This is a genomic window from Vibrio sp. J383, assembly GCF_023503985.1.
Classification (GTDB): domain Bacteria; phylum Pseudomonadota; class Gammaproteobacteria; order Enterobacterales; family Vibrionaceae; genus Vibrio; species Vibrio splendidus.
In genome coordinates, this window is record NZ_CP097293.1 from 823972 (window position 1) to 849444 (window position 25473).

Annotated in this window: 22 protein-coding genes; 17 read left to right on the forward strand and 5 right to left on the reverse strand. The window is 44.3% G+C overall.

Translation table 11 applies throughout. From position 1 onward, the window contains the following. Nucleotides 1-462: 462 nt before the first annotated feature. Nucleotides 463-1893 (forward strand): alanine/glycine:cation symporter family protein, encoded by a 1431-nt coding sequence (locus M4S28_RS03720; protein WP_017084788.1) that lies wholly within the window; start codon nucleotides 463-465, stop codon nucleotides 1891-1893. A 22-nt stretch (nucleotides 1894-1915) separates the two neighbouring features. Here M4S28_RS03720 and M4S28_RS03725 read toward each other — a convergent pair whose 3' ends face one another. Further along, on the reverse strand, nucleotides 1916-2059 hold the full coding sequence (locus M4S28_RS03725) for a hypothetical protein (RefSeq protein ID WP_249632330.1): 144 nt from the start codon (nucleotides 2057-2059) through the stop codon (nucleotides 1916-1918). A gap of 131 nt (nucleotides 2060-2190) precedes the next feature. On the opposite strand from M4S28_RS03725, the gene yaaA reads away from it, so the two are divergent. Then, entirely contained in the window at nucleotides 2191-2967 is a 777-nt protein-coding gene (yaaA, locus tag M4S28_RS03730) for a peroxide stress protein YaaA (RefSeq protein WP_017080261.1), read from the forward strand. 170 nt (nucleotides 2968-3137) lie between these two features. Here yaaA and srmB read toward each other — a convergent pair whose 3' ends face one another. Then, nucleotides 3138-4403: an ATP-dependent RNA helicase SrmB gene (gene srmB, locus M4S28_RS03735; RefSeq protein ID WP_065605376.1), complete on the reverse strand. Its 1266-nt coding sequence runs from the start codon at nucleotides 4401-4403 to the stop codon at nucleotides 3138-3140. Between the two features lie 107 nt (nucleotides 4404-4510). Then, a complete protein-coding gene (locus M4S28_RS03740; RefSeq protein WP_249632331.1) occupies nucleotides 4511-5239 on the reverse strand; it encodes a tRNA1(Val) (adenine(37)-N6)-methyltransferase in 729 nt (242 codons plus the stop codon). Nucleotides 5240-5553: 314 nt separating this feature from the next. Here M4S28_RS03740 and brnQ point away from each other — a divergent pair, with 314 nt between their 5' ends. Next, nucleotides 5554-6867, forward strand: coding sequence for a branched-chain amino acid transport system II carrier protein (brnQ, locus tag M4S28_RS03745; protein WP_249632332.1), 1314 nt, complete (start codon nucleotides 5554-5556; stop codon nucleotides 6865-6867). Between the two features lie 183 nt (nucleotides 6868-7050). On the opposite strand, the gene fldB is transcribed toward brnQ, so the two are convergent. Next, entirely contained in the window at nucleotides 7051-7572 is a 522-nt protein-coding gene (gene fldB, locus M4S28_RS03750; protein ID WP_004735008.1) for a flavodoxin FldB, read from the reverse strand. A 150-nt stretch (nucleotides 7573-7722) separates the two neighbouring features. Here fldB and xerD point away from each other — a divergent pair, with 150 nt between their 5' ends. The 8 genes from xerD to M4S28_RS03790 all read left to right on the forward strand — a co-directional run bounded on the left by xerD (nucleotide 7723) and on the right by M4S28_RS03790 (nucleotide 17249). Next, complete coding sequence (gene xerD, locus M4S28_RS03755) at nucleotides 7723-8637, forward strand: site-specific tyrosine recombinase XerD (RefSeq protein WP_249632333.1); 915 nt, start codon at nucleotides 7723-7725, stop codon at nucleotides 8635-8637. Between the two features lie 26 nt (nucleotides 8638-8663). Beyond that, complete coding sequence (locus M4S28_RS03760; RefSeq protein ID WP_249632334.1) at nucleotides 8664-9443, forward strand: thioredoxin fold domain-containing protein; 780 nt, start codon at nucleotides 8664-8666, stop codon at nucleotides 9441-9443. A 79-nt stretch (nucleotides 9444-9522) separates the two neighbouring features. Then, complete coding sequence (recJ, locus tag M4S28_RS03765; RefSeq protein WP_017087527.1) at nucleotides 9523-11259, forward strand: single-stranded-DNA-specific exonuclease RecJ; 1737 nt, start codon at nucleotides 9523-9525, stop codon at nucleotides 11257-11259. Nucleotides 11260-11510: 251 nt separating this feature from the next. Next, nucleotides 11511-12609, forward strand: a protein-coding gene (prfB, locus tag M4S28_RS03770; RefSeq protein WP_099426155.1) for a peptide chain release factor 2 whose coding sequence is annotated in 2 segments (ribosomal slippage) — nucleotides 11511-11585 and nucleotides 11587-12609 — 1098 coding nt in all. Because the reading frame shifts where the segments join, the coding sequence is not laid out codon by codon here. A gap of 98 nt (nucleotides 12610-12707) precedes the next feature. Beyond that, complete coding sequence (lysS, locus tag M4S28_RS03775; protein ID WP_004735013.1) at nucleotides 12708-14240, forward strand: lysine--tRNA ligase; 1533 nt, start codon at nucleotides 12708-12710, stop codon at nucleotides 14238-14240. A gap of 274 nt (nucleotides 14241-14514) precedes the next feature. Then, nucleotides 14515-15849: a cyclic-di-GMP-binding transcriptional regulator VpsR gene (gene vpsR, locus M4S28_RS03780; RefSeq protein WP_004735014.1), complete on the forward strand. Its 1335-nt coding sequence runs from the start codon at nucleotides 14515-14517 to the stop codon at nucleotides 15847-15849. Nucleotides 15850-16471: 622 nt separating this feature from the next. Continuing rightward, entirely contained in the window at nucleotides 16472-16723 is a 252-nt protein-coding gene (locus M4S28_RS03785) for a hypothetical protein (protein ID WP_004735015.1), read from the forward strand. 214 nt (nucleotides 16724-16937) lie between these two features. Beyond that, complete coding sequence (locus M4S28_RS03790) at nucleotides 16938-17249, forward strand: DUF6482 family protein (protein WP_004735016.1); 312 nt, start codon at nucleotides 16938-16940, stop codon at nucleotides 17247-17249. Between the two features lie 86 nt (nucleotides 17250-17335). On the opposite strand, the gene mutH is transcribed toward M4S28_RS03790, so the two are convergent. Continuing rightward, nucleotides 17336-18001: a DNA mismatch repair endonuclease MutH gene (gene mutH, locus M4S28_RS03795; RefSeq protein WP_086027492.1), complete on the reverse strand. Its 666-nt coding sequence runs from the start codon at nucleotides 17999-18001 to the stop codon at nucleotides 17336-17338. A 616-nt stretch (nucleotides 18002-18617) separates the two neighbouring features. Here mutH and rppH point away from each other — a divergent pair. From rppH to M4S28_RS03825, 6 genes are all read left to right on the forward strand, one after another. Next, nucleotides 18618-19136: an RNA pyrophosphohydrolase gene (gene rppH, locus M4S28_RS03800; protein ID WP_004735018.1), complete on the forward strand. Its 519-nt coding sequence runs from the start codon at nucleotides 18618-18620 to the stop codon at nucleotides 19134-19136. Between the two features lie 2 nt (nucleotides 19137-19138). After that, a complete protein-coding gene (gene ptsP, locus M4S28_RS03805) occupies nucleotides 19139-21388 on the forward strand; it encodes a phosphoenolpyruvate--protein phosphotransferase (protein WP_004735019.1) in 2250 nt (749 codons plus the stop codon). A gap of 8 nt (nucleotides 21389-21396) precedes the next feature. Next, a complete protein-coding gene (locus M4S28_RS03810; RefSeq protein ID WP_004735020.1) occupies nucleotides 21397-22188 on the forward strand; it encodes a sulfite exporter TauE/SafE family protein in 792 nt (263 codons plus the stop codon). A 58-nt stretch (nucleotides 22189-22246) separates the two neighbouring features. Next, a complete protein-coding gene (gene lgt, locus M4S28_RS03815) occupies nucleotides 22247-23068 on the forward strand; it encodes a prolipoprotein diacylglyceryl transferase (protein WP_004735021.1) in 822 nt (273 codons plus the stop codon). Between the two features lie 9 nt (nucleotides 23069-23077). Further along, nucleotides 23078-23929: a thymidylate synthase gene (locus M4S28_RS03820; protein ID WP_009848438.1), complete on the forward strand. Its 852-nt coding sequence runs from the start codon at nucleotides 23078-23080 to the stop codon at nucleotides 23927-23929. 140 nt (nucleotides 23930-24069) lie between these two features. Beyond that, nucleotides 24070-25458: a winged helix-turn-helix domain-containing protein gene (locus M4S28_RS03825; protein WP_249632335.1), complete on the forward strand. Its 1389-nt coding sequence runs from the start codon at nucleotides 24070-24072 to the stop codon at nucleotides 25456-25458. The last annotated feature ends 15 nt before the right edge of the window (nucleotides 25459-25473 follow it).

A 25473-nucleotide genomic window follows, 5' to 3' on the forward strand; every position in this document is an offset into this window, starting at 1 on the left:
TGCATTTAAGTGCGTATTGCGCCGTGCGGTAGCGGGTTCTCATTGCCCTAGAAAAAAATACAGATCTTCACTATACCTTGTAAAACCTAGGCTGACGTCATCTTTATAGGATGTCGTTCTTGTTTTGGTGGTGCCTTGGTTGTTGTTGATATTATGTCCCGATAATGTGACTTTTATTGGGCTGTATTGTTGAAAATTGTGTTAACAAAAGGTGTGTTATTAGTGAAATGTCATTTTAATATAAATGTATTTGCATATTGATTTTTAGGCCATCTCGCTGCATTATCCGCCCGTCAAAAAATACACTGATACGTAAAATGGATGCATGAAGCGACATTTACAATCTAGATCGCAACAAATAAATATAAATCTAATGCCGACACAACTATTGACACTGGCATAGGTGATCTAGAGGAAGGCTCGGAAGCAAGATCGGTGCTTAAACTCAATTACGAGGTTCACGTGACAGACTTAATCAATTTGATGAACGATCTCCTTTGGGGATCTATCTTAGTTTACTTACTCGTTGGTGTGGGTATCTACTTCACTGTACGACTAGGCTTCATTCAATTCCGCCATTTCGGCCACATGTTCTCTGTTCTTAGAAACAGCCGTAAAGCAGACAGTGCTGGTATCTCTTCTTTCCAAGCTCTTTGTACTAGTCTTGCTGCTCGTGTAGGTACAGGTAACATGGCAGGTGTTGCTGTGGCACTAACCGCCGGTGGCCCTGGTGCTATCTTCTGGATGTGGCTAATCGCCATGCTAGGTATGGCAACATCATTTGCTGAAAGCACACTAGCACAGCTATACAAAACGCGTGATAACGACGGTAACTACCGTGGCGGCCCTGCATACTACATGGAGAAAGGCCTAGGTATGCGTTGGATGGGGGTTCTATTCTCTATCTTCCTAATCATCGCATTTGGTCTAGTATTCAACGCGGTTCAAGCGAACGCGATTGCAAGTGCAATGAACACGGCATTCGACTTTGAGCGTGGCTACGTTGGTGTTGGTATCGTAATTATCTCTGCATTCGTTATCTTCGGTGGTATCCGTAAGATTGCCCGCACTGCAGAAATCATTGTTCCAATCATGGCACTGGCTTACTTAGCTATCGCTATCTACGTCATGCTAATGAACATTGAGAAAGTGCCTGAAGTTCTGGCTCTTATCTTCAAGAGTGCATTCGGTCTGCAAGAAGCTGCAGCGGGTGGCCTAGGTTACGCGATCGCACAAGCGATGATTAACGGCATCAAACGTGGTTTGTTCTCGAACGAAGCGGGTATGGGTTCTGCGCCAAACGCAGCAGCTTCTGCTACGCCTTACCCACCACACCCAGCATCGCAAGGTTATGTGCAAATGCTAGGTGTGTTCATGGACACAATTGTTATCTGTTCTGCAACAGTAGCAATCATCCTGATGTCTGGTGAGTATGTACCACACGGTGAAGTGACGGGTATCGAACTCACGCAACGTGCACTAACGGCACAAGTGGGCGAATGGGGTGGCATCTTTGTAGCGGTAGCGATTTTCTTCTTCGCTTTCACTTCAATCATTGCAAACTACTCGTACGCTGAAACGAACCTTATCTTCCTAGAGCACAACAACAAGAAAGGCCTAGTGCTGTTCCGTATCGTTGTACTGGGTATGGTTATGTTCGGCTCTCTCGCGACACTGCCAACGGTATGGGCACTGGCTGACGTATCGATGGGTCTAATGGCGATTGTGAACTTGGTAGCGATCATCTTGCTATCGGGCATCGTGATTAAGCTAGCGAAAGACTACAACCGTCAATTAGACGCGGGTAAAGTACCCACGTTTGATGCGGATGATTTCCCAGAGCTTAAAGCTCAATTGGAAGATGGTATTTGGGTTAACAACAAGAAGAAGTAATCTTGTTGGAGTGATTCATCACTCATCCTAAAATCATTAGAAAGGCTAAGGTTTCGACCTTAGCCTTTTTCTTTGCCTGCGATTTATATCTGTCTGCGATTTTTTCTTGGTGAGTGATTTTTGCTTTGTCTGCGATCTTTTCTTTGTTAACGATTTTTCTTTGCAAGCGACCTTTTCTTTGTAAGCGACTTATAGCTAGATCTGTCTATCAAAGTAATAGGAAGAGTCATAAAGACAAGTTGATGTTTTTTCTATACTCTAGCTGCATCCAGTTAGATAACCGATTAGGGTAAAGTTATGTTAGTTGTCGTTTCTCCAGCCAAGACATTAGATTACGAATCACCATTAGCGACTGAGCGCTTCAGCCAGCCAGAGTTTGTTGAACACTCTGCAGAGCTTATTGAAGTGTGTCGTAAGCTGACACCTGCTGATGTATCAGCATTGATGAAGGTAAGCGATAAGATTGCTGGGCTGAACGTAGCGCGCTTTGAGCAGTGGAGCGAGACCTTTACCCAAGACAACGCACGCCAAGCAATCCTAGCCTTTAAGGGCGATGTGTACACTGGCCTAGATGCTGAAACACTGTCGGACGATGATTTTGACTACGCACAGAATCACCTGCGCATGCTTTCTGGCTTATATGGCTTGCTTAAGCCGTTAGATCTGATGCAGCCTTACCGCCTAGAGATGGGCACACGCTTAGCTAATGAGCGTGGCACTAACTTGTACCAGTTCTGGGGCAATATCATCACTGATAAGCTGAATGAAGCGTTGAATGCTCAAGGCGATAATGTATTGATCAACCTTGCATCGAACGAATACTTTAAAGCGGTGAAGCCGAAGAGCCTTGATGGTCAAATCATCACGCCAGTTTTTAAAGACTGTAAGAATGGCCAATACAAGGTGATCAGTTTTTACGCGAAAAAAGCGCGTGGCATGATGGCTCGCTACATCATTGAGAACAAAATTGATTCCGTTGAAGCGCTGACCAAATTTGATACGGCGGGTTACTACTTCGTTGAAGAAGAGTCGAACGCGAAAGAGCTCGTCTTCAAGCGTGAAGAGCAAAACTAGTAGCTCTTGGTTAATTAGTCACTCTTGGTTAATGAGTTACTCTCGGTTTGAGTCTGTAATTAAAATTAGAGGCTTAGTCATTTAGCCAGACAATAATAAACCAGACAAAGAAAAGCCCCATGCAGAGAACTGCATGGGGCTTTTTATTGAATCATTGAAAGGCGGTTAGATTACTTGTTCTTAACGGCTTTCTTTTTCTTAGCGATTTTCTTTTTCTTAGCAATTTTTTGCTTCGCGACCGCTTTCTTGTCTTCTTTCTTCGGTTTCTTCTTCTTCGTTACCGCGGCTTTCTTATGCGTTGGGCGCATGCCTTCGATGAAGCGTTCTTTGATCGCATCTTCAGTGTAACGAGCCACACGTTCAATCATTAGCTGATCGTGCGCTTCAATGATAGAAACCGCGTTACCTTTCTTACCTGCACGAGCCGTACGGCCGATACGGTGAAGGTAGACATCTGCTGTACGCGGCATGTCGTAGTTAATAACGTGGCTCACATCAGGAAGATCGATACCACGAGCTGCGACGTCAGTTGCTAGCAGTACGTTGATAGAACCATCGCGGAAACGAGAAATCGCGTTGTTACGACGATCTTGAGGCATTTCACCTTGGATCCATACACACGGGATCTGTGCACTTTCTAGTTGAGCTCGTAGCTCACCTAGGCGATCACGCGTCTTCAAGAAGATGATGCTGCGTTCAGCTTGCTCTGTGATGATATGTTTTAGGATATTAAGCTTGTGCTTAGCTGAATCGGCGCGGTGATACCATTGAGTGATCTTCTTACGTTCACGCAGTGATGATTTAGCATCGATCTCCGCTGGGTTTTTAAGTAGATCTTCAGTGAAGCCTTCAATACCTTTACCTTCTAGTGTTGCTGAGAACAGTAAAGTTTGTTTACGCCAGCGACATTCTGCAGACAGACGGTCAACAACAGGACCAAAGCCCATGTCTAGCATACGGTCAGCTTCATCGAGAACTAACCATTCAATCGCACGACAGTCAAAACGCTCGCCTTCGATGTACTCCATTAAACGACCAGGTGTTGCTACCACGATATCTTGGGTTGTACTTAAGATATCAGCGTGCTCTTGGTACATCACACCGCCCGTGATCGTAAAGATGTTCAGGCTGGTGTATTTAGCAAGCTCACGTGCTTGTTCGGTGATCTGCATTGCTAGTTCACGCGTTGGCGTTAGGATAAGCATACGTGCAGGGCCAGATTTCTTACGTGGGAAATCCAGTAGGTATTGCAGTGCTGGCAATACAAATGATGCTGTTTTACCAGTACCTGTTGGCGCAGAAGCCAAAACGTCTCTTCCATCTAACGCTTGCGGGATTGCTTCAGCTTGTACCTGTGTTGGGCGTTCGTAGCCCATTTCGTCAATTGCTTTAAGCAGCTCTTGGTTTAGATCGAGTTCTGCAAAGGTTCTGATCACTGTTGTTTCTCCACAAGCAATAAATGTTTCTGCCTCAAAGAGCAGACGATAAAAAAGAGTAGTCGGACATTATAGAAGCATTAGTGATTAGGATCACATGGTATTTGCTACATCTTGAGATAAAAATCTTTAGTAAGTGCAATAAATGCCTCGCTATAACCATTATTGTTGTGGATCGTGAGCGATTCACAATGCAAATCTTGCTCGCAAGCAGGATCTTTAGATAACTCAAACAAGATTCGGCTAGCTGTTTTTTTGTCTGTTGTTTTCACATCAAGGCGTTTTGCTAGATACCAACCACATTGCTGGGCAAGCTTAATGAAACCTTCTCCTTCTGGAGTCGGTAGTATGAAGCTCGCGGTAGCGGCTTCGGACGTGATCTCGAAACAACGCTGAGCAAGCTCAAGATGCTCCAAGCTATCGGTGTGTCTGGCCGTGGCTCTTTGGCTTTGTTGCGCCTGTTCACCAGAGTTGAAGTAGGGCGGATTACAGATGATTGCATCAAATCGTTGCGAGAACTCCGTGGTTAATACGCTGCCATGATGAAGACATATACGATCTTGCCAAGGCGACTGTTCAATGTTGACTGTAGCTGCGTTAATCGCGTGCTGATCAATATCTATCGCAGAGATTAAAGCATCCTCAAAACGCTGCGCAGCCATCAAGGCCAGCAACCCTGTTCCTGTCCCTATGTCGAGTACCGATGATTTCGGAGCAAGGTTAGTCCACGCTCCGAGTAGCACGCCATCGGTGCTGACTGGCATACCGCTTTGTCCACCGTAAATAGAGAATTTTTTAAAATTGAAGCTTTTGGTTTCTATTGTTTTGTCTGTCATTAATGTTCTGAGTATCGAGATATTTTAAGTGATTAGCTCTAATGTTAACCAGTTGTATGGATCAATGTTCTGGCTGGGTAACTATTGTTGTGACTTATGGTTAGTTTATAATTATGTCTATTTTTCCATATCCAGTGTAATCCACTGCTTTTAGTTCGCATATGCAAATTTATATGGTGTTTTTTTATGGTGACTTGCAGCTAGCTAAGTGTTTCGTCATTATGCGCGACTATTTTAAAGATTGATTGGCAGCCTTGAGCTGTAACATTCATGTAAGCACAACATAAATTCATAAATATAATTAAGGATTATCTGTGAAACAGAGTCTAAAACTAACAGATATAACTGCATTGGGCTTTATGCTTTTTGCGTTTTTCTTAGGTGCGGGTAACATTATCTTCCCACCTCTCGCTGGCCAATTGGCTGGTGATCACTTTCTTCCCGCTATGTTTGGTTTCTTGCTGACTGCCGTTGGTCTGCCATTAATCACTATTATTGCTGTGGCAGTGGCTGGTGGTTCTTGGGGTCACCTAACTAAAGATCTTCCTAAGCGAGCAGCAACCATTATGGCTGTGCTGATCTTTATTATCATTGGTCCTGCATTTGCTGCACCGCGTACAGGCCTTGTTGCTTATGAGATGGCGGTGAAACCGTTCTTCATCGATGCCTCTCAAGCTCACCTTACGCTCTTTTCTATAGCATTCTTTGTGGTAGCGATGTTCTTCTCATGGTCGCAAGGTAAACTTATTGACGTCATTGGTAAGGTACTGACGCCTGTACTATTCGTTGGTTTGGTTGTACTTGCAATTGCTGTGTTTGTTAACCCTCAGGGTGACGTTCTTGCGGCACATGGTGAATACATTACTCAACCACTGACCAAAGGTTTCCTTGAAGGTTACAACACCATGGATACTTTCGCTTCTTTGATGTTTGGCATGCTGATTGTTGATGCGATTCGCAGCAAAGGCATTACTGATCGTGCGGCGACGACTAAGTACCTTATCAGCGCAGGTTGTATTGCCGCGGCTGGTCTAGCGTTTGTTTACATCTCTCTGTTCTTCTTGGGCGCAACAAGCGCAACAGTCGCAGCGGGTGCGGACAATGGCGGTGCTATCTTAAGCCTTTACGTTCAATCACTGTTTGGCCCATCAGGTCAGTTAGTGCTTTCAGTGATCGTATTACTGGCGTGTCTAACAACGGCGATTGGCCTTGTATCCGCATGTTCTGATTATTTCAGCTCGCTAACGCCTCTGTCTTATAAAACTTGGGTAATCATCAACGGTGTAGCTTGTGCAACCGTTGCGAACGTTGGCCTTTCTCAACTGATTTCTCTGTCTGTTCCAGTACTGTTTGCACTGTACCCAGTCGCTATCGCTCTAGTCGCACTGACGTTCTTGCGTAGCCGTTTCCCTAATCCAAAAGCGGCTTACCGTGTGGTGGTATTAGTGTCTCTGTTGTTTGCTCTTATCGATGGCGCTAAAGTAGCGGGTATCGATGTATCTGCACTTAAGATGCTGCCACTATTTGAGATCGGTATGGGTTGGTTGCTTCCAACTGCTGCAGCAATCATCTGCATGTTCTTTGTTGGTAAATCAACAGAACAAGAGATGGCAGAAGAGACGGCTTAATCTTCCGTTGAGATTAAATCGTTAGTCTGTATTCAATAAAAAATTGAATAGAAAAGGCCTCATTACTTCGCAGTAATGAGGCCTTTTTGTATCTAATCGATAATGTTCTTTCTGCTTGGATCTAGAAATTTTCGCATAAAGCTAGAAACTCTCGCTTAGTGCTTAATTCTAAGGAAGCAGAGCTTATAGCTTTTCGCTGTACTCAACCAGTACTTGCTCAACCCAAGTTGCGATACGTTCATCGCTAAGCTCGTATTGTGAGTCTTCATCCAGAGCCAAACCAACGAATTGCGATTTGTCTTCTGTCAGGGCTTTAGATGCTTCGAATTCGTAGCTGTCATCGTTTGGCCAGAAGCCGACAAACTCAGCGCCTGCGGTTTTCAGTTCGTCATGCAATAGCCCCATAGCATCTAAGAACCATTCACCGTAGCCTTCTTGATCGCCTAGACCAAATAAAGCCACAACCTTGCCTTTCATTGGCGTGGTTGCGATGTCTTCCCACAACTCATTCCAGTCTTCTTGAATTTCACCGAAATCCCACGTTGAGATGCCAAGCAATAAAAGGTCGTAGTCCGCCATAAAAGAAAGAGGGGTTTCTTTCACGTTATGGATATCAACTAGGTCTTCACCAATAATACCGCGAATTTTCTCTGCTGCCATTTCGGTATAGCAGGTGGTTGAGCCGTAAAATAATCCAATTTTCATAGCAAACGTTCGATTTTAATTTCAGATGGCGAATTCTAACCATAAATCGACTTCGATTGCAGCGATTATCCGCTCAAGTCGTAATTTTTATGGCATTCATATTTGCTCTGACATACTCTCAAAACAGTTTCCAATATTGTGAGTAACACTATGCAGTCGCCTCAAGGGCAGAGCGCAGACCACGGTCTCGTTGAGCAGTTTTTAGATGCTATGTGGATGGAGCGAGGGTTATCGGAGAATACGCTTGTCTCATATCGTACCGATTTGTCCAAGCTTCTAACGTGGATGGAAAAGAACAACTACCGCCTCGATTTTATTAGCCTTTCAGGGTTACAGGATTATCAAGGCTGGTTAGCCGACGCCGATTTTAAGCAGACTTCCCGTGCTCGCATGTTGTCGGCGATTCGTCGCTTGTTCCAATACTTGCACCGCGAGAAAGTGAGAGGCGATGATCCGAGTGCATTGTTGATCAGCCCTAAGTTGCCACAGCGCTTGCCAAAAGATTTGAGTGAAGAGCAAGTTAATGCACTGCTAGAGGCTCCTGATCCCAATGACCCTATTGAACTTCGCGATAAAGCGATGCTTGAGTTATTATATGCAACTGGTCTTCGTGTTACCGAGTTAGTCAGTTTGACGATGGAAAATATCAGCCTAAGACAAGGCGTGGTGCGTGTTATTGGTAAAGGCGGTAAAGAGCGCTTGGTGCCAATGGGCGAAAATGCCGTGGACTGGATTGAGACTTTTATTGAACAAGGTCGGCCACAACTGCTCGGCGAAAACAGTTCTGATGTGGTTTTTCCGAGTAAACGCGCCAAGCAAATGACCCGTCAGACGTTCTGGTATCGTATTAAGCATTACTCAATTGTTGCTGGTATAGATACAGAGCTATTGTCACCACACGTATTAAGACACGCTTTTGCGACTCATTTACTGAACTATGGCGCAGATCTCAGGGTCGTACAGATGTTGCTTGGGCATAGTGACTTATCGACAACCCAAATTTATACTCACGTGGCGACCGAAAGGCTGAAGCAAATTCACGCGCAGCATCACCCACGTGCTTAAATCCATTTATTTTTAAGGTGAACTTAATGAGCGTATTACGCCGTCTTCCTCTATTAGTGCTTCCTCTCATGATTACTGCATGTAATGCATCAGAAGCGAAAGTAGAACAAACATCAACAGCCGTAGAAGTTGCTCCAGCTCAAGCTATTGATACAGCAGCGTTAACTAAGCGTTTTGAAAAAATCGGTATCAAGGTAGAGAAGATCCTTCCTTCAGACATCGATGGCCTATTAGAAATTCAAACTAACAGTGGCATTATCTTTTCTTCTCCAGAGGGCGATCACTTTCTAGCCGGCACTCTTTACTCTCTGGATGATAACGGCAAATTCAGTGACGTTCTGGCTGAGCGTCAAGCTCCACTTAATGCTGAAAAGGTCGCGGCGATGTCGGATACAGTTATCGAATATAAAGCCGATAACGAAAAGTACGTTGTGACGGTATTTACTGACATTACCTGTGGTTACTGTGTTCGTCTGCACAGCCAAATGCAAGGCTATAACGATCTAGGTATTACCGTTCGTTACATGGCTTACCCACGCCAAGGTGCAACAGGACAAGTTGCCGATCAAATGGCAGCAATCTGGGCTTCAGATGATCCAAAAACAGCCATGCACGATGCTAAAGTAAACCGTCAAATGCCAGCGTCTGGTAAAGACCTAGCAGAGCAGAAGCAGATCATCGCTAAACAATACCAACTAGGTCGTGAGCTTGGCATCAATGGCACACCTGCTATCGTGCTAGCAAGTGGTGAGTTGGTGAGTGGTTACTTACCGCCAGCACAACTTCTTCAACGTTTAGAGCAATAATATCGTTTCTGTATTGCCAATTTATCCCTCATGTTTTTGATTTAAGGAGTGGCCTGATTAATATCAGGCCCATTTTTATATGATAGAGATCCAACGCCGTCCTGAGGTCGACACTTCAGTCTTACCTGCTCACTTACCTGACTTGTTAAAGCGCATTTATGTGAGTCGCGGAATCGACAGTGCTGACCAACTAGAGACAGCAGCGAAAGGCTTGCACTCTTATCAAAAACTGGGCGGCATTGATGCTGCGGTTGAATTGTTGTTCAAAGCCATTCAGCAGCAAAAGCGCATCATCATTGTTGGTGACTTTGATGCCGATGGCGCAACCAGTTCGGCGTTGTCTGTGCTTGCTCTGCGTATGTTGGGCAGCTCTAACGTTGATTATCTAGTACCAAACCGTTTTGAAGATGGTTATGGCTTGAGCCCTGAGGTTGTCGAACAGGCGATCGAACTTGGTGCTGAAGTGATCATGACCGTGGACAACGGTGTCTCTTCGATTGACGGTGTCCGTTTCGCTAAAGAGAAAGGGCTAGACGTTCTGGTTACTGATCATCACTTGCCGGGTAATGAACTGCCAATCGCCGATGCGATGGTCAATCCGAACCTAGAAAGCTGTGCATTTCCTTCAAAAGCGCTAGCGGGTGTTGGTGTCGCCTTTTATCTGATGATGGCGTTGTGTGTTCACATGCGTAAGTTGGGTTGGTTTGCTCAACACGGTATGACAGAACCCAAGTTGATGGAACTGATTGACCTAGTGGCACTGGGTACTGTTGCGGATGTGGTTCCACTTGATGAAAATAACCGAATCTTGGTGCACCAAGGGCTACAACGCATTCGTGCGGGCAAAGCTCGTCCGGGTATTCAAGCCTTGATTGAAATTGCTAAGCGAGACGCTAAGCGTTTGGTCGCTTCTGATTTTGGTTTTGCACTTGGCCCACGTATCAATGCGGCAGGCCGATTGGATGATATGTCTTTTGGTGTTGAGCTGCTAATGAGTAACAACATCCATGCCGCGCGTCGAATGGCCAGTGAGTTAGATGGCTTGAACCAAACACGTAAAGAGATCGAAGAGGGCATGAAACAAGAAGCGATGGCTTTTTGTGAGCGCCTTGAATTTGGTAAAGACGATTTGCCTTCTGGTTTGGCGCTGTTTCAACGTGATTGGCACCAAGGCGTAATCGGTATTCTCGCTTCGCGTATCAAAGACAAATATCACCGCCCAGTGATCGCATTTGCTGATGGTGGTGAAGGCAGCATCAAGGGTTCATGTCGTTCGATTCCAGGTTTGCACATGCGCGATGCGCTAGACAGAATCGATACTCAAAACCCTGGCTTGATCTTGAAGTTTGGTGGTCACGCAATGGCTGCTGGCTTAACTATTATGGAAAAAGACTTCGAGCGATTCAGTAAGATGTTTGATGACGTTGTGCGTAAAGAACTCGGTGAGACGGCACTTAAGGGCATTATCTTGTCTGATGGTGAACTGTTACCTGAAGAGTTCTCAATGCATACCGCTGAGACGTTGCGTTCAGGTGGTCCGTGGGGCCAAGCTTTCCCAGAACCCATCTTTGATGGTGAGTTTAAAGTGCTGCATCAAAAGCTGGTAGGTGAAAAACACCTTAAATTGATGCTAGAACCTCTATACAAAGGCCACCCAACCAATGTGATGATTGATGGTATTGCTTTCAATGTTGATTTACGTCGTTGGCCAGATGCGTCCGTGAAAACGGTTCACCTTGCATTTAAGCTTGATATCAACGAGTTTCGTGGCAACCAATCGTTGCAGTTGATGGTTGACCATATTGAAGCCAAATAGTTGAAGCCAAATAGCGTTATCGTTCACTGAATGATGTTCATCATTTAGCCCCAAATTCAACAAGCTCTGTTCAAAAACAGGGCTTGTTTTCTTTCTTTCCCTTACAAATTTCACGTGTTTTTTCTGTCTGTCAATTTTATATTCCATTAAGTTGTTGAATCTTGGCTTTCCGCTCTAAAAAATTCTGTATCTCCGTCACACTTTTGAGTACAATTCTTCGGTTAAATTCTACTCATAAATGATGAGCTAAAATGTTTGAAATCAATCCTATTAAAAACCGTCTGCAGGATGTGTCTGAACGCACAAATATCCTGAGGGGGTATCTTTGACTATGACGCTAGAAAAGAGCGTCTAGAAGAAGTAAACGCAGAATTAGAACAACCGGATGTATGGAACGAACCTGAGCGTGCTCAAGCGCTAGGTAAAGAACGTTCTGCATTGGAAGCAGTAGTAGAAACGATCGACCAACTTGACCAAGGTGTTGAGGATGTTGAGGGTCTATTAGAGCTTGCGGTTGAAGAAGAAGACCAAGAAACGTTTGACGAAATCGAACCAGAATTAGCAGAGCTAGAAGCTAAGCTAGAAAAACTGGAATTCCGTCGTATGTTTGCTGGCGATCACGACGCATCAGATTGCTACATCGATTTACAGTCAGGCTCGGGCGGTACAGAAGCTCAAGATTGGACTTCAATGATGTTGCGTATGTACTTACGTTGGGCAGATTCGAAAGGCTTCAAGACCGAAGTGATCGAAGTGTCTGATGGTGATGTTGCTGGCCTTAAAGGCGCAACGGTACGTATTTCTGGTGAATACGCTTATGGTTGGTTACGTACAGAGACAGGTGTTCACCGTCTAGTTCGTAAGTCACCATTTGATTCAAGTGGCCGTCGTCATACTTCATTTGCATCTGCGTTTATCTACCCAGAGATTGATGACAACATTACGATCGATATTAATCCTTCTGACTTACGTATTGACGTATACCGTGCCTCTGGTGCTGGTGGTCAACACGTAAACACCACGGAATCGGCGGTACGTATTACTCACGTTCCAACCAACACCGTAGTTCAATGTCAGAATGACCGTTCGCAGCATAAGAACAAAGACCAAGCGATGAAGCAGCTACGTGCTAAGCTTTTTGAACTTGAGATTCAAAAACAAAATGCTGAAAAACAAGCGAGCGAAGAAACGAAATCAGACATCGGTTGGGGCAGTCAAATCCGCTCTTACGTACTGGATGATTCTCGTATCAAAGATTTGCGCACCGGCATCGAAAATCGCAATACTCAAGCGGTTCTTGACGGTGACTTAGACAAGTTTATTGAAGCTAGCCTGAAATCAGGTCTGTAAGCTTTACCAACTCTTAAGTTTTACCAATAATATTGGTAAAAATGCCTATATTTTCAAAAATATAGCTGTCCAAATTATAAAAGCAAGGTACATCTCTAATGACTGATGCTGTTCAAAACGAAAACGCACAAGAAGCTTCTTCACCTGAAGAGAACAAACTAATCGCTGAACGCCGTAGCAAGCTGGATCACATCCGCTTGAACTGCAAAGCGAACGGTCACCCAAATGATTTCCGTCGCGAGCACCTAGCTGGCGATCTTCAAGCGGAATTCGGTGAGAAGACTAAGGAAGAGCTAGAAGAGCTTAACCACATCGTTGCGATCGCTGGTCGTGTTATGGCGAAGCGTGGTCCATTCCTTGCGATTCAAGAAACTTCTGGTCGTATCCAAGCATACGCAGCGAAAGACGTACAAAAAGTACTGAAAGAGAAGTACCAAGGCCTAGATATCGGTGACATCATCGGTGTTAAAGGTGCGCTTCACAAATCTGGTAAAGGTGACCTTTACGTGAACATGGAAGAGTTTGAACTGCTAACTAAAGCACTTCGTCCTCTACCAGAGAAGTTCCACGGTCTAACTGACCAAGAGATGCGTTACCGTCAGCGTTACGTTGACCTAATCGTGAACGAAGACTCTCGTAACACATTCATCGTGCGTTCTAAGCTTGTGTCTTCAATCCGTAACTTCATGAGCTCAAAAGGCTACCTAGAAGTTGAAACGCCAATGATGCACGTGATCCCAGGCGGTGCTACAGCACGTCCATTCATCACTCATCACAACGCATTAGACATCGACATGTACCTACGTGTTGCACCTGAGCTTTACCTTAAGCGTCTAGTGGTTGGTGGTTTTGACCGTGTATTCGAGATCAACCGTAACTTCCGTAACGAAGGTCTTTCTCCACGTCACAACCCAGAATTCACAATGATGGAATTCTACCAAGCGTACTCTGACTATAAAGATCTAATGGATCTAACGGAAGAGATGCTAAGCACAGCAGCGATGGACGTTCTTGGTTCTACTTCTATGCCTTACGGTGACGAAACAGTTGAGTTCGGTGGCACTTACGCTCGCATGAGCATGTTCGATGCAATCAAACACTACACACCTGAAAATGCAAACATCCAAGCTCTAACTGAAGACGATCTTCAGAACAGAGAATTGATGGTTAAAATTGCAGAAGAAGTAGGTCTGTACGTTGAGAAATTCTGGACTTGTGGTCAGCTTCTTGAAGAGATCTTTGGTGAAACGGCTGAGCCTCAGCTAATTCAACCAACATTCATCACGGGTTACCCAGCGGACATCTCTCCATTGGCTCGTCGTAGCGACAGCAACCCATTCTTCACCGACCGCTTTGAGTTCTTCATCGGTGGCCGTGAAGTAGCGAATGGTTTCTCTGAGCTTAACGATGCACAAGACCAAGATGAGCGTTTTAAAGCGCAAGTTAACGCAAAAGACGCGGGTGATGACGAAGCGATGTACTACGATGCAGACTACATTACTGCACTAGAGCACGGCTTACCGCCAACAGCGGGTCAAGGTATTGGTATCGATCGTCTAGCGATGCTATTTACAAATACGCACACAATCCGTGACGTGATCTTGTTCCCGGCAATGCGTCCACAAGCGTAATATTCGCTTATGGGATGTAACAGCCCATCTAATTAAAAAAAAAGCCACCTTCGGGTGGCTTTTTCTGTTTTTAGGCTGCAAAACCTAGCCTGTACCGCACTCTTGATTCGAAAAACCATTATTTCTGACATAGTCTTACTATTGAGACATAAAATCTAAGATAGTCTCACTACTATACGTCCTGCGCTGAATACGATCTCGTGGCATTTTGTCGAACGATGAAGCAGTGACTCGTATTAGCTTGATTTAAATAAAAATAGAATAAGGAAGAAGGATGGGAACTCAATTTAAGATGGATTCCTTACCAGGTTCTCTTATCGTCGTTGGTGGTGCGTACGAACCCTGGTTATCAGTGTTAGAGCAAGTGGGTTGGCAATGTACCCAGTGTGCAGATTTACGAAAAGCCGATGCCTTGATTGCTGACATTGGCCCATGCATTGGCATTGTGGATCTTAGTCATGATGAGTTTAGCCTTAACGGTATCGCTAATCTCGTGAGCAACAACAAGCAAGTAAGATGGCTCGCCTTTATTCGTGAATCGCAATTGAGCTCTGATACCATTTGCCAATTTATCGTGAACTTCTGTATCGACTTTTTCACGGCGCCAATCCCAGATGCCCAGTTATTGAGTACCATTGGTCACCAATTGGGTATGCTCAAGCTTGAGCAGAAAGTATGGCCAAACTACGGCATCAACAACAATATGGGTTTGCTTGGCGACTCTGTGGCTGTGAAGCGTTTGAGAGACCAAGTAAAGCGCATTGGGCCGACTGATGTCAGTATCCTGATTTACGGAGAGAGTGGAGCAGGAAAAGAGACGGTTGCACGCTCAATTCATCAAAACTCTTCGCGAGCGCAAAAGCCATTTTTAACGGTCAATTGTCGTGCCTTGTCTGAAATGAGAATAGAGGCCGAGGTATTTGGTATCTCTGCACAGCCCGCTGCAGCACCTTGTCTGTTGGAAGAAGCCGACGGCGGAACCATCTTACTCAATGATGTATTGGCGATGCCACGTAATCAGCAGTTGAACCTGCTGCGTTTCTTACAAGAAGGTAAAATTGAAACTGCGGATGGTCCTAAGCCTGTCGATGTGCGTATTCTGGCCGCGAACTCTTCTGATATCGAAAAGGCATTGATCGAGGGCGACTTCAATGAAGAGCTTTATCATTACATCAATGTTCTGCGTATTCACGTACCGAGCTTGAAAGAGCGAGTGAGTGATATTTCAGTACTGGCTAATCATTTTCTACGCGAGTATTCAAAAGAGTTCAATGCTCAAGCGAAGAGCTTTTCAGACGATGCTATCCGCTCGATGAATCGTTATCACTGGCCGGGCAATGTGCGTGAGCTGATGAATCAAATTAAGCGTGTCGTGCTGATGTCGGATGCGGTGATCATTGACGATCAACAACTGGATTTACCAAAACAGAATGATGAGCGCCGCAGTCTCAAAAGTATCCGTGAGCGTTCAGAGCGCGATGCGTTGCTGATTGTTCTGGAATCTTATGGTGGTCAAGTATCGTTGGCCGCTAAGGAGCTTGGAGTTTCGCGTGCAACCATGTACCGATTGCTGAATAAACATAGCCTGATTTCTGAAGGTGTTGTTTAGAGCTGATTCTATCCAGTTAGTGTAAATCTAAGAGCCACGCATGATGCGTGGTTTTTTTATATCCATTGCTACAACTTCTCGTTGATCGTTGATCGTTGATCGTTGACAGATTGACAGATTGACAGATTGACAGATTGAGCTATTGGAGGCTCGGCCTTTAAGATAGATGTTCTGTGATTTTATATAATCATAGTGAATATGTTATATATAAAGTGATATGCAACTGATATTTTGGGTGAATCATTTGTTTTGAAATTGTTAATCAATTATCGGTTGAATAATATACTCACTTGGTTAGACTTTAACCGTGAAAGCAATGGTTTAACAAAGACTTATTTGCTTTTATTATCTCATTTCTTTTTGGATTTTTTAGTTAGTTTGGAGGCGCAAATGAAACATTTCGATTTTATACAGCATATTTGCGCGTCGTTTGATCCGTGTACTGACATGGTGACTGTTATGTCACAAACATCAGCCATGGCCGATCGAAACACCCAAGATAAACCTAACTAATAGATCCGTACCCTTATTTGGCTGCGGAAAAATAGCAGCTAAGTGAGAAGCCCTCATACTATTTAACACGCTATTTTTCCTCAGTTTATTTTACAACTGGAGAGTTATTATGCGTCACTCAGTATACTTAAAACTAGCAACAGTCCTTATCCGTGCAGACCTTCGTCGTGAAGAACGTGAATGGCAACGAAAAGTTCGTCGTAGTTCATACGATCTACCATGGAACAATACTCATTTATTGAGAGATATTGGCCTTGAAGCCGATGGTCGACCAATTGGTTTTTCTGAACCTGAAGTCGTTACGATTGAACGTCGAGTTCGTCACCTTCGTCGAGTCTTAAGCGCGCGAATACCGACGTAATCTTGTGGGGTGATAGCGCCTTTCACCCCTTAAGATAAATATCAGCGATAGTTGTGGCGTCGGAAGTGCAAGCTTTTGAACTAGAACTGGCCAAAAAAGAGAAGCACTCGCTTCTCTTTTTTGCTTTTTTAAGCCGTTATGTGTGCTTTTTTAAGTCGTTATCTAGTAAAGAAAAAGAGTTCTACTACGCTTTATAGAGCAAGGGAGGCTGGCTATGCAAAAGCATCAATTAGACATGTGGTTACATGGAGAGCACAAAGACTCTTATCAAACCCCGAAAGTATACGTTATTGGCTGTTCCGATATCTCGGAATATCTATTAGCAGTGGAATATAAACACAAGCTAGAACCGGTAAAGCAAGACGGTGAGCCGCTTCACTTTGGATCCTTGGATCAAGTGAAAGAAGAGTTGCTTCGGCTCGGTTTTGAAAAGGCGTATCTTCGCTTACACAACGCCTATGACGAGTTTGGCAATGAGCCAAGCCAAAGCTACTGTGATATTGAACTGGCGCTCAAACCTCATTAGAGAGCGTTCGTAGCTAGAGATTGATTCTAGTTACAGGCGGTTTGTAACATACTGATAGTTTGGTCCATCTATGCTAGATAAAAGCTCTATGCATAATGGGTTGTCAGCAATTTATGGGTGAATTGAGTCCGTAGATAGAAACCACGTGGCTTAGTCTTGATAGGTTTTCCACTTGCACCGTAAGCTTCTGTTAACACGCGACTGTTGGCCGCTTTTGGTCGCAAATGCAGTGCTTCGCCGTGTCTTGCTGTTATCTGTTCAACATTACCCAACACGATCAACTCCATCAGCTCTTCCCAATCTCTTTTCAGGAGTTCGTTTTCAGCTAGGCTTGGTGTCCAGAGTAATGGGGAGCCAACATGCCTTTCTGCCAGCGGGATCTCTCTTTCTCCCTCAACAGGGATCCACAACACTTTAGACAGCTTGTTTCGAACGTGACTGGTTTCCCAAGTTATGCCTTGCACGCCCATCAATGGAGCGACACAAACAAAGGTGGTTTCGAGTGGCTTTCCAGAGTAGCCAATCGGGATGCTTTTAAGCTCGATACCGAGTTTGGCAAAATCTTGTTCTGGTTTGCTGCCAGCGGGCGCACCCAAGTGCCATTCCAATAGCTGTCCAACCCAGCCTTTATCGCGCTTGAGGTCGTTTGGCATCACCATCTCGGCTTCATCGGCGAGCTCTTTAAAGGTCATTCCGGCGATAGCATACGCTCTGTCTAGCAGCTCTTGTTGTGTTTGTGGTTCTGGTTTCATAATAAAAGGCATGATCAAAAAAATGATTTTACCAGAAGTTATCACCATATGACGACTGGTTAAGAAATGATCTCCTTGTTAGGAAAGGGATCAAACTCATGGTTATCCACAGGACATAAAGGTAATTAATTGAAATATTAATTTAGTGGATAAATAAACAGGGGTTTATGGTGGATTAAATGCTTGCCAAATGGGGTTCAAAATGAATCTTTCACTTACTAGTGTGGATAAACATCGGAGTGGTTGATCTTTAACCATGTTCTGTTTTTGAAAGATCTTTTACTTTTCTAATGTTTTTGGAAATGAAAAATTAATTCTAAATTATTGATTTTTAATTGAATAAATTATATTTGTTCGGCTTGGTGTTTTTGGTGTTGATGAATCTATGGATTAAAAAAAACGATTGCGGGTAATTCTTCACATAGTTATTCACAGAAAAGGTGAATAAATGTGGTCTATGTCTCACTATTGTGTGGGTAACTAGAATTTGAGCAAAACTTATCCATATTCTTAGTTAATATTCATAAATATAGCGCTTGTCACGTCACTAAGTTTGCTCCGATTGGGGATATGTGGAAAAATCAGAGTAATTAAAAATTTAGATAGAGGTTGGCCAGTGATAGATGGCGATGGTTACCGATTAAATGTTGGTATTGTAATCTGTAACAACCATGGTCAGGTCTTCTGGGCTAAACGATACGGGCAACATTCATGGCAATTCCCTCAAGGGGGGATAGATGAAGGTGAAACTCCGGAACAGGCAATGTACCGCGAGTTGTATGAAGAGGTTGGCCTTACTAAAAAGGATGTAAAGATCGTCGCGACAAGTCGTCATTGGTTACGCTATAAGCTGCCCAAACGACTGGTTCGGTGGGATTCTAAACCTGTCTGTATTGGACAAAAACAGAAGTGGTTCCTTTTACGCTTAGATTGCGATGAATCGCAGATCAATATGCAGCGTGGAAGTACACCTGAGTTTGATGGTTGGCGTTGGGTGAGTTACTGGTACCCAGTTCGACAAGTTGTTTCTTTCAAGCGAGATGTTTACCGTCGAGCGATGAAAGAATTCGCATCTTTAGCAATGCCGTTTAAAGAGCGAAAAACAAAAGGAAAACGCAAATTGCGTAGAGGTTAAGCATGCTCAGTCAACTAAGGGAAATAGTTGAACACGTATCAAGAGTTGAAGATGTGTCGACGGCTCTTGATATTTTGGTTAAAGAGACATGCAGTGCGATGCAGACGGAATGTTGCACCGTGTATTTGGCAAATAATGATATGCAGCGTCTTGAGTTGATGGCAACTCAAGGCCTGATCTTCAAAGGCAATAGTATTCACATTGGTTTTGACGAAGGTCTGGTTGGCCTTGTCAAAAGAAGTGCTGAACCTATCAACCTTGCACAAGCGTCTGCTCACCCTGCTTATAAGTTTTTTCCAGAGCTTGGAGAAAAGGTTTATCACTCTTTTCTCGGCACTCCGATTATCCATCGCAAGCAAGTGCTTGGCGTATTGGTCATTCAACAGAAGTCTCCTCGTTTATTCAGTGAGATGGAAGAATCCTTCCTTGTCACTCTCTCAGCACAACTTGCGGTCATTGTGGCGCACGCTCAAACTCAAGGCCATTGGCTTTTAGAGCAACAGAAGCTACCTAAGATTAAAGGTATTGCAGCTTCATCGGGCGTTGCGATTGGTGATTTATGGTGGGACAACACTCAGCCTGAACTCACCGATGTTTATCCAGCATCGACGCTTAATGTTGAAAGAGAGCATGAAATGCTGGCAGTCGCCGTCGAAAATGCTCTCAATGACTTTAAGCGAATGCGAAAGCGCCTAGACAGTGAAATCAATAAAGACGCGTTGGCGATCTTTGACCTGTTTACTCACTTACTCAACGATCCAATGTTACGTAAGGATCTTAAGAGCCAAATCCAGAAAGGCGATAAGGCCGATTGGGCATTAAGGCAGGTTGTTGAGAGCTACTCGAATCGCTTTGCTCGTATGTCAGACGTGTACCTTCGTGAGAGGGCACAAGACATCCGAGAGCTTGGTCAAAGGCTGCTGTATTTCCTTCACAATTCTGAACATGAACTTCGCACGCTAGATAAGCCAATTATTTTGGTGGTTCGAGAGTTAACGGCTTCGGTATTGGCCTCTATTCCCAAAGAAAAACTTTTAGCTGTTATTTCTTTGGAAGGGGCAGCGAACTCACATGCCGCGATTTTATCTCGAGCTTTGGGTATTCCTTCTGTTATGGGGGTTAACCTAAATCTTGCTCAAGCTAATGGTAAGCAAGCGATTGTTGATGGGTATAGTGGCGAGATCTTTATTGAGCCGACTCAAAACCTGCTCAAAGAATATCAAGGGCTGATTCTAGAAGAGAGTGAGCTCTCTTCGATGGTCAATCGAGAACTGTACTTACCGGCAAAAACGCAAGACAACCAGCAAGTCGAGATCCTGCTTAATGCGGGCTTGAGTGCCGACACCAATATCGCTATCAACCAAGGCGTTGATGGGGTAGGGCTGTATCGAACCGAAATTTCTTTCTTGTTGCAGCAGAGGTTTCCGTCAGAAGACGAACAATTCAAGCAATACCGTTCTGTACTCGCAAGCTACCCTGAGAAGCAAGTGGTGATGCGTACACTCGATATCGGTGGCGATAAGGCCTTACCTTATTTCCCTATCGAAGAGGACAACCCATTCCTTGGTTGGCGTGGTATTCGTTTTACGCTCGATCATCCTGACATCTTTATTATTCAGTTACGTGCCATGCTACGTGCGAGCTGTGAAAGCCATAACTTGAGTATTTTGCTGCCGATGATCTCTGGTGCGCAGGAACTGGATGACGCGCTACAACTTATTGAACAAGCGTATGACGAAGTGCATGAGCTTGATAACCGAGTGCGTATGCCTCGCGTTGGTATCATGATTGAAGTGCCATCAATGCTTTACATACTGCCGCTGATTGCTGATAAGGTCGACTTTGTTTCAGTCGGTACCAACGACTTAACTCAATATTTATTAGCGGTTGATCGGAACAATTCACGAGTATCCGATGTCTATGAATCAATGCACCCTGCGGTGATCATGGCATTAAAACAAATTCATGATACTTGTAAGCAACATCAATTACCTGTGTGTATTTGTGGCGAGCTAGCCGGTGATCCTATGGGCGCGTTGTTACTGATTGGGTTGGGGTATGAGACGTTAAGTATGAATACCTCGAATGTCGCGAGGACCAAATATTTGATTCGCCAATCTAACTTGAGTGAATTACAGGATTTGGCAAATAGAGCGCTTTCAAAACCATATGGTAGTGACATCTATAGTATGATGCTGAACTATTTCGAAGAGCGTGAATTTACAGGCTTCATTCGAGCAGGTAAAAAATAGGATTTAACGTGTCATATGAACTGATAGGCTTGTTAGCGGGCCTTGGTGCTATTGTTGGTGTTTTAGCGGGCTTGCTAGGCATTGGCGGTGGTTTGCTGGTCGTTCCTGCCTTGCTATTTTTGCTTCCTAAAGCGGGTATTCCTCAAGAGTTTGCGATGCAAATGGCATTGGCAACCTCGTTATCAACCATTATTGTTACCTCAGGGTCGTCTGCGATTAACCATTTAAAATTGGGTAATGTGGAGCTTTTTGTCGTTAAGTGGTTGATGCCTGGTGTGGTGATTGGTGGTTTCCTAGGTTCTTTTGTCGCCGACGTTATTCCTGCTCAATATCTGCCAAAAGTCTTTGGTGTGATTGTCTTGGTATTGGCGTTGCAGATGTTGTTGTCGATCCGCTCTAAGAGTCAAAAGTCGATGCCGGGTTCAGCTAAGACCATGTTATGTGGTGGCGGTATTGGTTTGGTTTCAAGCTTGGCTGGTATTGGTGGTGGTTCTTTATCGGTGCCTTTCCTTAACCATCACGGTGTGGAAATGCGTAAAGCTGTAGGCTCATCCTCTGTATGTGGTTGTGTTATCGCGATTTCGGGAATGCTAGGCTTTATTTGGCATGGCTCTTCTGTCGATGATCTTCCGGCGTATAGTTTGGGTTATGTTTATCTACCGGCTTTGATAGCGATATCTTGTACCTCAGTTCTGACCACACGAGTTGGCGCTAAACTGGCCACTCAATTGCCAACCCCCGTGCTGAAGAAATTCTTTGCGGTATTTTTAATGTTTATAGCAGCCACTATGCTGCTGTAGTGTCTTTTCTGTTAGCTGTTGAGTTAACCGTTATTCAATTTTAGATAGAGAGCCAAGTATGTCTCAGGGTTTTATCGAATTCCCAAATATCGATCCTGTTCTTATTGAACTAGGACCAATCTCAGTTCGTTGGTACGGCCTAATGTACCTTGTCGGTTTTATGTTTGCTCTTTGGTTAGCAAATCGTCGAGCTGATCAACCCGGTAGTGGTTGGACTCGAGAGCAAGTATCAGACCTACTGTTTGCTGGCTTTCTAGGTGTGGTGCTTGGTGGTCGTATTGGCTACGTACTTTTCTACAACTTTGGCCTTTTCATTGATGATCCACTCTACCTATTTAAGGTATGGACTGGCGGTATGTCTTTCCATGGTGGTTTGCTTGGTGTGATCACCGCGATGCTTTGGTATGCCAAAAAGAACGGTCGAACCTTTTTTGGTGTCGCTGACATGATTGCACCATTGGTTCCATTTGGTTTAGGTATGGGCCGCATGGGCAACTTCATGAACAGTGAGCTATGGGGTCGTGTGACTGATGTGCCATGGGCGATTGTATTCCCTAACGGTGGTCCACTCCCTCGTCACCCATCTCAGCTTTATGAAATGGCACTTGAAGGTATTGTACTGTTCTTCATCTTGAACTGGTTCATCAAAAAGCCTCGTCCTCTTGGTTCTGTATCAGGGTTATTCCTAGCAGGATATGGTACATTCCGCTTCCTAGTTGAATACGTACGTGAACCTGATGCTCAGCTAGGTTTGTTCGGTGGATTTATCTCTATGGGACAAATTTTGTCACTGCCAATGGTTATCATCGGTGTGCTGATGATGGTTTGGGCATACAAGCGTGGTCACTACAAAGATGAATTGCCACAACAAACGAAGTAAGGAATTGGTGTGAAACAGTATTTAGATCTCTGTCAGCGTATCGTTAATGACGGTACTTGGATTGAAAATGAACGCACGGGCAAGCGCTGCCTAACCGTAATCAATGCTGACCTTGAATATGATGTTGGTAATAACCAATTCCCACTGGTAACAACACGTAAAAGTTTTTGGAAAGCCGCAGTTGCTGAGCTGCTTGGCTATATACGTGGTTACGACAATGCTGAAGATTTTCGTAAGCTAGGGACTAAAACTTGGGATGCGAATTCTAACCTGAATGAAGCATGGTTAAATAACCCTTACCGCAAGGGTGAAGACGACATGGGCCGTGTTTATGGCGTTCAAGGACGTGCATGGGCAAAACCTGACGGCGGTCATATCGACCAACTGAAGAAGATTGTTGATGATCTAACAAACGGCATTGATGACCGCGGCGAGATCTTAAACTTTTATAACCCAGGTGAGTTCCACATGGGTTGTTTACGTCCGTGTATGTACAGCCACCACTTCTCTCTACTTGGTGACACTTTGTACCTAAACAGTACTCAGCGCTCTTGTGATGTTCCATTAGGTCTGAACTTCAACATGGTTCAAGTGTATGTGTTCCTAGCAATCATGGCGCAAATCACGGGCAAGAAAGCCGGTGTGGCTTACCACAAGCTGGTTAATGCTCATATCTACGAAGATCAACTCGCACCTATGCGTGATATCCAGTTGAAGCGTGAGCCTTTAGCGGGGCCAACATTCCATATCAATCCTGAGATTAAGTCTCTAGAAGATTTGGAAACGTGGGTGACGATGGATGACTTCTGGGTTGAAGGCTACGAATGCCACGAAGCGATTAAGTACCCATTCTCGGTTTAATCTAATCTGCTTTGATTGACTGATTGACAGATTGATCGAAAGGCTGCCTCTGCGCAGCCTTTTTTATTTCTGATGCTTGGCTTGCTTACTATTCGTAAAACCAATAATCTTGAGTGGTCTTTTCTAACCACAGAACTACTATGACTCGCTCGCATTGCTTTGTATTGCAACACGACTTTCCTATTTCTTTCTACCCTGATAAAAACCAGTTAGTGATTGATAGTGAAGAGATTCATTTAGAGCCACTACAAGCAAGGCTGCTCAGCTATTTCATCGAGAAGCGCGGGCAAGTGGTTAGTACGCAGCAGATAGCTGCTGATGTCTGGCAAAGAACTCAAGTGTCTGACAACTTGGTCAGACAGGTCATCAGCTTACTGCGCTGTCAGCTTCAGGATAAATCACGTCCATATAGCATCATTCAGACTATTCCTAAGCAAGGTTACCTGTTCGATATAGAAGTGACTCAGCCGAGCGTCGGACCCACTCCCGTTGGGGACGCCTCCCAACCTAAAGCTCTTATTGCTAAGTCCAAAAAGAAAACCATCGCCCTGATTACAACTGCAGTATTCTCGGTTGGCTTGATAGCAACTTGGGTATGGCAAACCAAAGTACCAACTAATGATACTGTCGGTATTGCCTCTTATCAAAGTGATGTAATTCCCGTTTATATCCATGACATTACGCTCGATTCTACGAATGAATATGAGATGTCGGAAAGCGTATACAACTATCTTTTCTATGGATTGAATTCAGCAAAAAACTTATCGGGTTACCATTTCTCTCAGCTTTCGAAACAGAGCAAGCAATCACTTGCCAATAATGGTGTCGAACTCAAAGGTTGGCTCAAGAAAAAGGGCGGTGACTATGTACTGAGCGTGTTGATACAAAATAACCGCCAGCCTAATCAAAGTCAGAAAGTGGAAAAGAGCTTTAGCCAAGATAACTTTTTTGATGCCATTGGGGATGTGATTCTTGAGATTAAAGCCATTATTGCCCCAATGAGTTCAGAATACGGTGTCGTCAGTCATCGAGTGACTTCTATTGATAACTACGATGATTGGAAGGTTATTTCAGAGGGAATATCGCTTTTCTACCAAGGCAAAGGTGGACAGCCATTTGCAGAGATCGCACTTCAGTTGGATACGATTCAACAGCAAGGAAGAGACAATTATTTGGTCAATGCCTTATTGTCGTATTCGGAATCTTTGGCTTATTTGCAAAGTCATGAGCAAGAAGATCGCGAACATGCACTGCAACTGGCAAAGCAAGCCTTCGAGATGAACCCACGTTGTGATATTGCCAACCTTACCTTGGGTCTTGCACTGTTAATCAACCAACATGCCAATCAAGCTTTCCCTTACCTTTTTTATGCGGCCGAAAGTACACCGAGCCCTATCAGTTTTTATCTACTTAGTGTGGCTGACAAGCTGTCGGATAACCCAGAAGGTTCGCAATACAACTATCAGCGCTATACCGAAGTGAAAAAAGAGTATAATGGCCAACTGTTTGATCTTATTGAATCTTTATAAAAAACAAACCTTTCC

Bases quoted from the DNA above. Each gene is read 5' to 3' on its own strand.
- yaaA (WP_017080261.1), top strand. From the start codon at position 2,191: ATGTTAGTTGTCGTTTCTCCAGCCAAGACATTAGATTACGAATCACCA.
- M4S28_RS03740 (WP_249632331.1), bottom strand. From the start codon at position 5,239: ATGACAGACAAAACAATAGAAACCAAAAGCTTCAATTTTAAAAAATTC.
- fldB (WP_004735008.1), bottom strand. From the start codon at position 7,572: ATGAAAATTGGATTATTTTACGGCTCAACCACCTGCTATACCGAAATG.
- xerD (WP_249632333.1), top strand. From the start codon at position 7,723: ATGCAGTCGCCTCAAGGGCAGAGCGCAGACCACGGTCTCGTTGAGCAG.
- M4S28_RS03760 (WP_249632334.1), top strand. From the start codon at position 8,664: ATGAGCGTATTACGCCGTCTTCCTCTATTAGTGCTTCCTCTCATGATT.
- recJ (WP_017087527.1), top strand. From the start codon at position 9,523: ATGATAGAGATCCAACGCCGTCCTGAGGTCGACACTTCAGTCTTACCT.
- lysS (WP_004735013.1), top strand. From the start codon at position 12,708: ATGACTGATGCTGTTCAAAACGAAAACGCACAAGAAGCTTCTTCACCT.
- vpsR (WP_004735014.1), top strand. From the start codon at position 14,515: ATGGGAACTCAATTTAAGATGGATTCCTTACCAGGTTCTCTTATCGTC.
- M4S28_RS03785 (WP_004735015.1), top strand. From the start codon at position 16,472: ATGCGTCACTCAGTATACTTAAAACTAGCAACAGTCCTTATCCGTGCA.
- M4S28_RS03790 (WP_004735016.1), top strand. From the start codon at position 16,938: ATGCAAAAGCATCAATTAGACATGTGGTTACATGGAGAGCACAAAGAC.
- mutH (WP_086027492.1), bottom strand. From the start codon at position 18,001: ATGAAACCAGAACCACAAACACAACAAGAGCTGCTAGACAGAGCGTAT.
- ptsP (WP_004735019.1), top strand. From the start codon at position 19,139: ATGCTCAGTCAACTAAGGGAAATAGTTGAACACGTATCAAGAGTTGAA.
- lgt (WP_004735021.1), top strand. From the start codon at position 22,247: ATGTCTCAGGGTTTTATCGAATTCCCAAATATCGATCCTGTTCTTATT.
- M4S28_RS03825 (WP_249632335.1), top strand. From the start codon at position 24,070: ATGACTCGCTCGCATTGCTTTGTATTGCAACACGACTTTCCTATTTCT.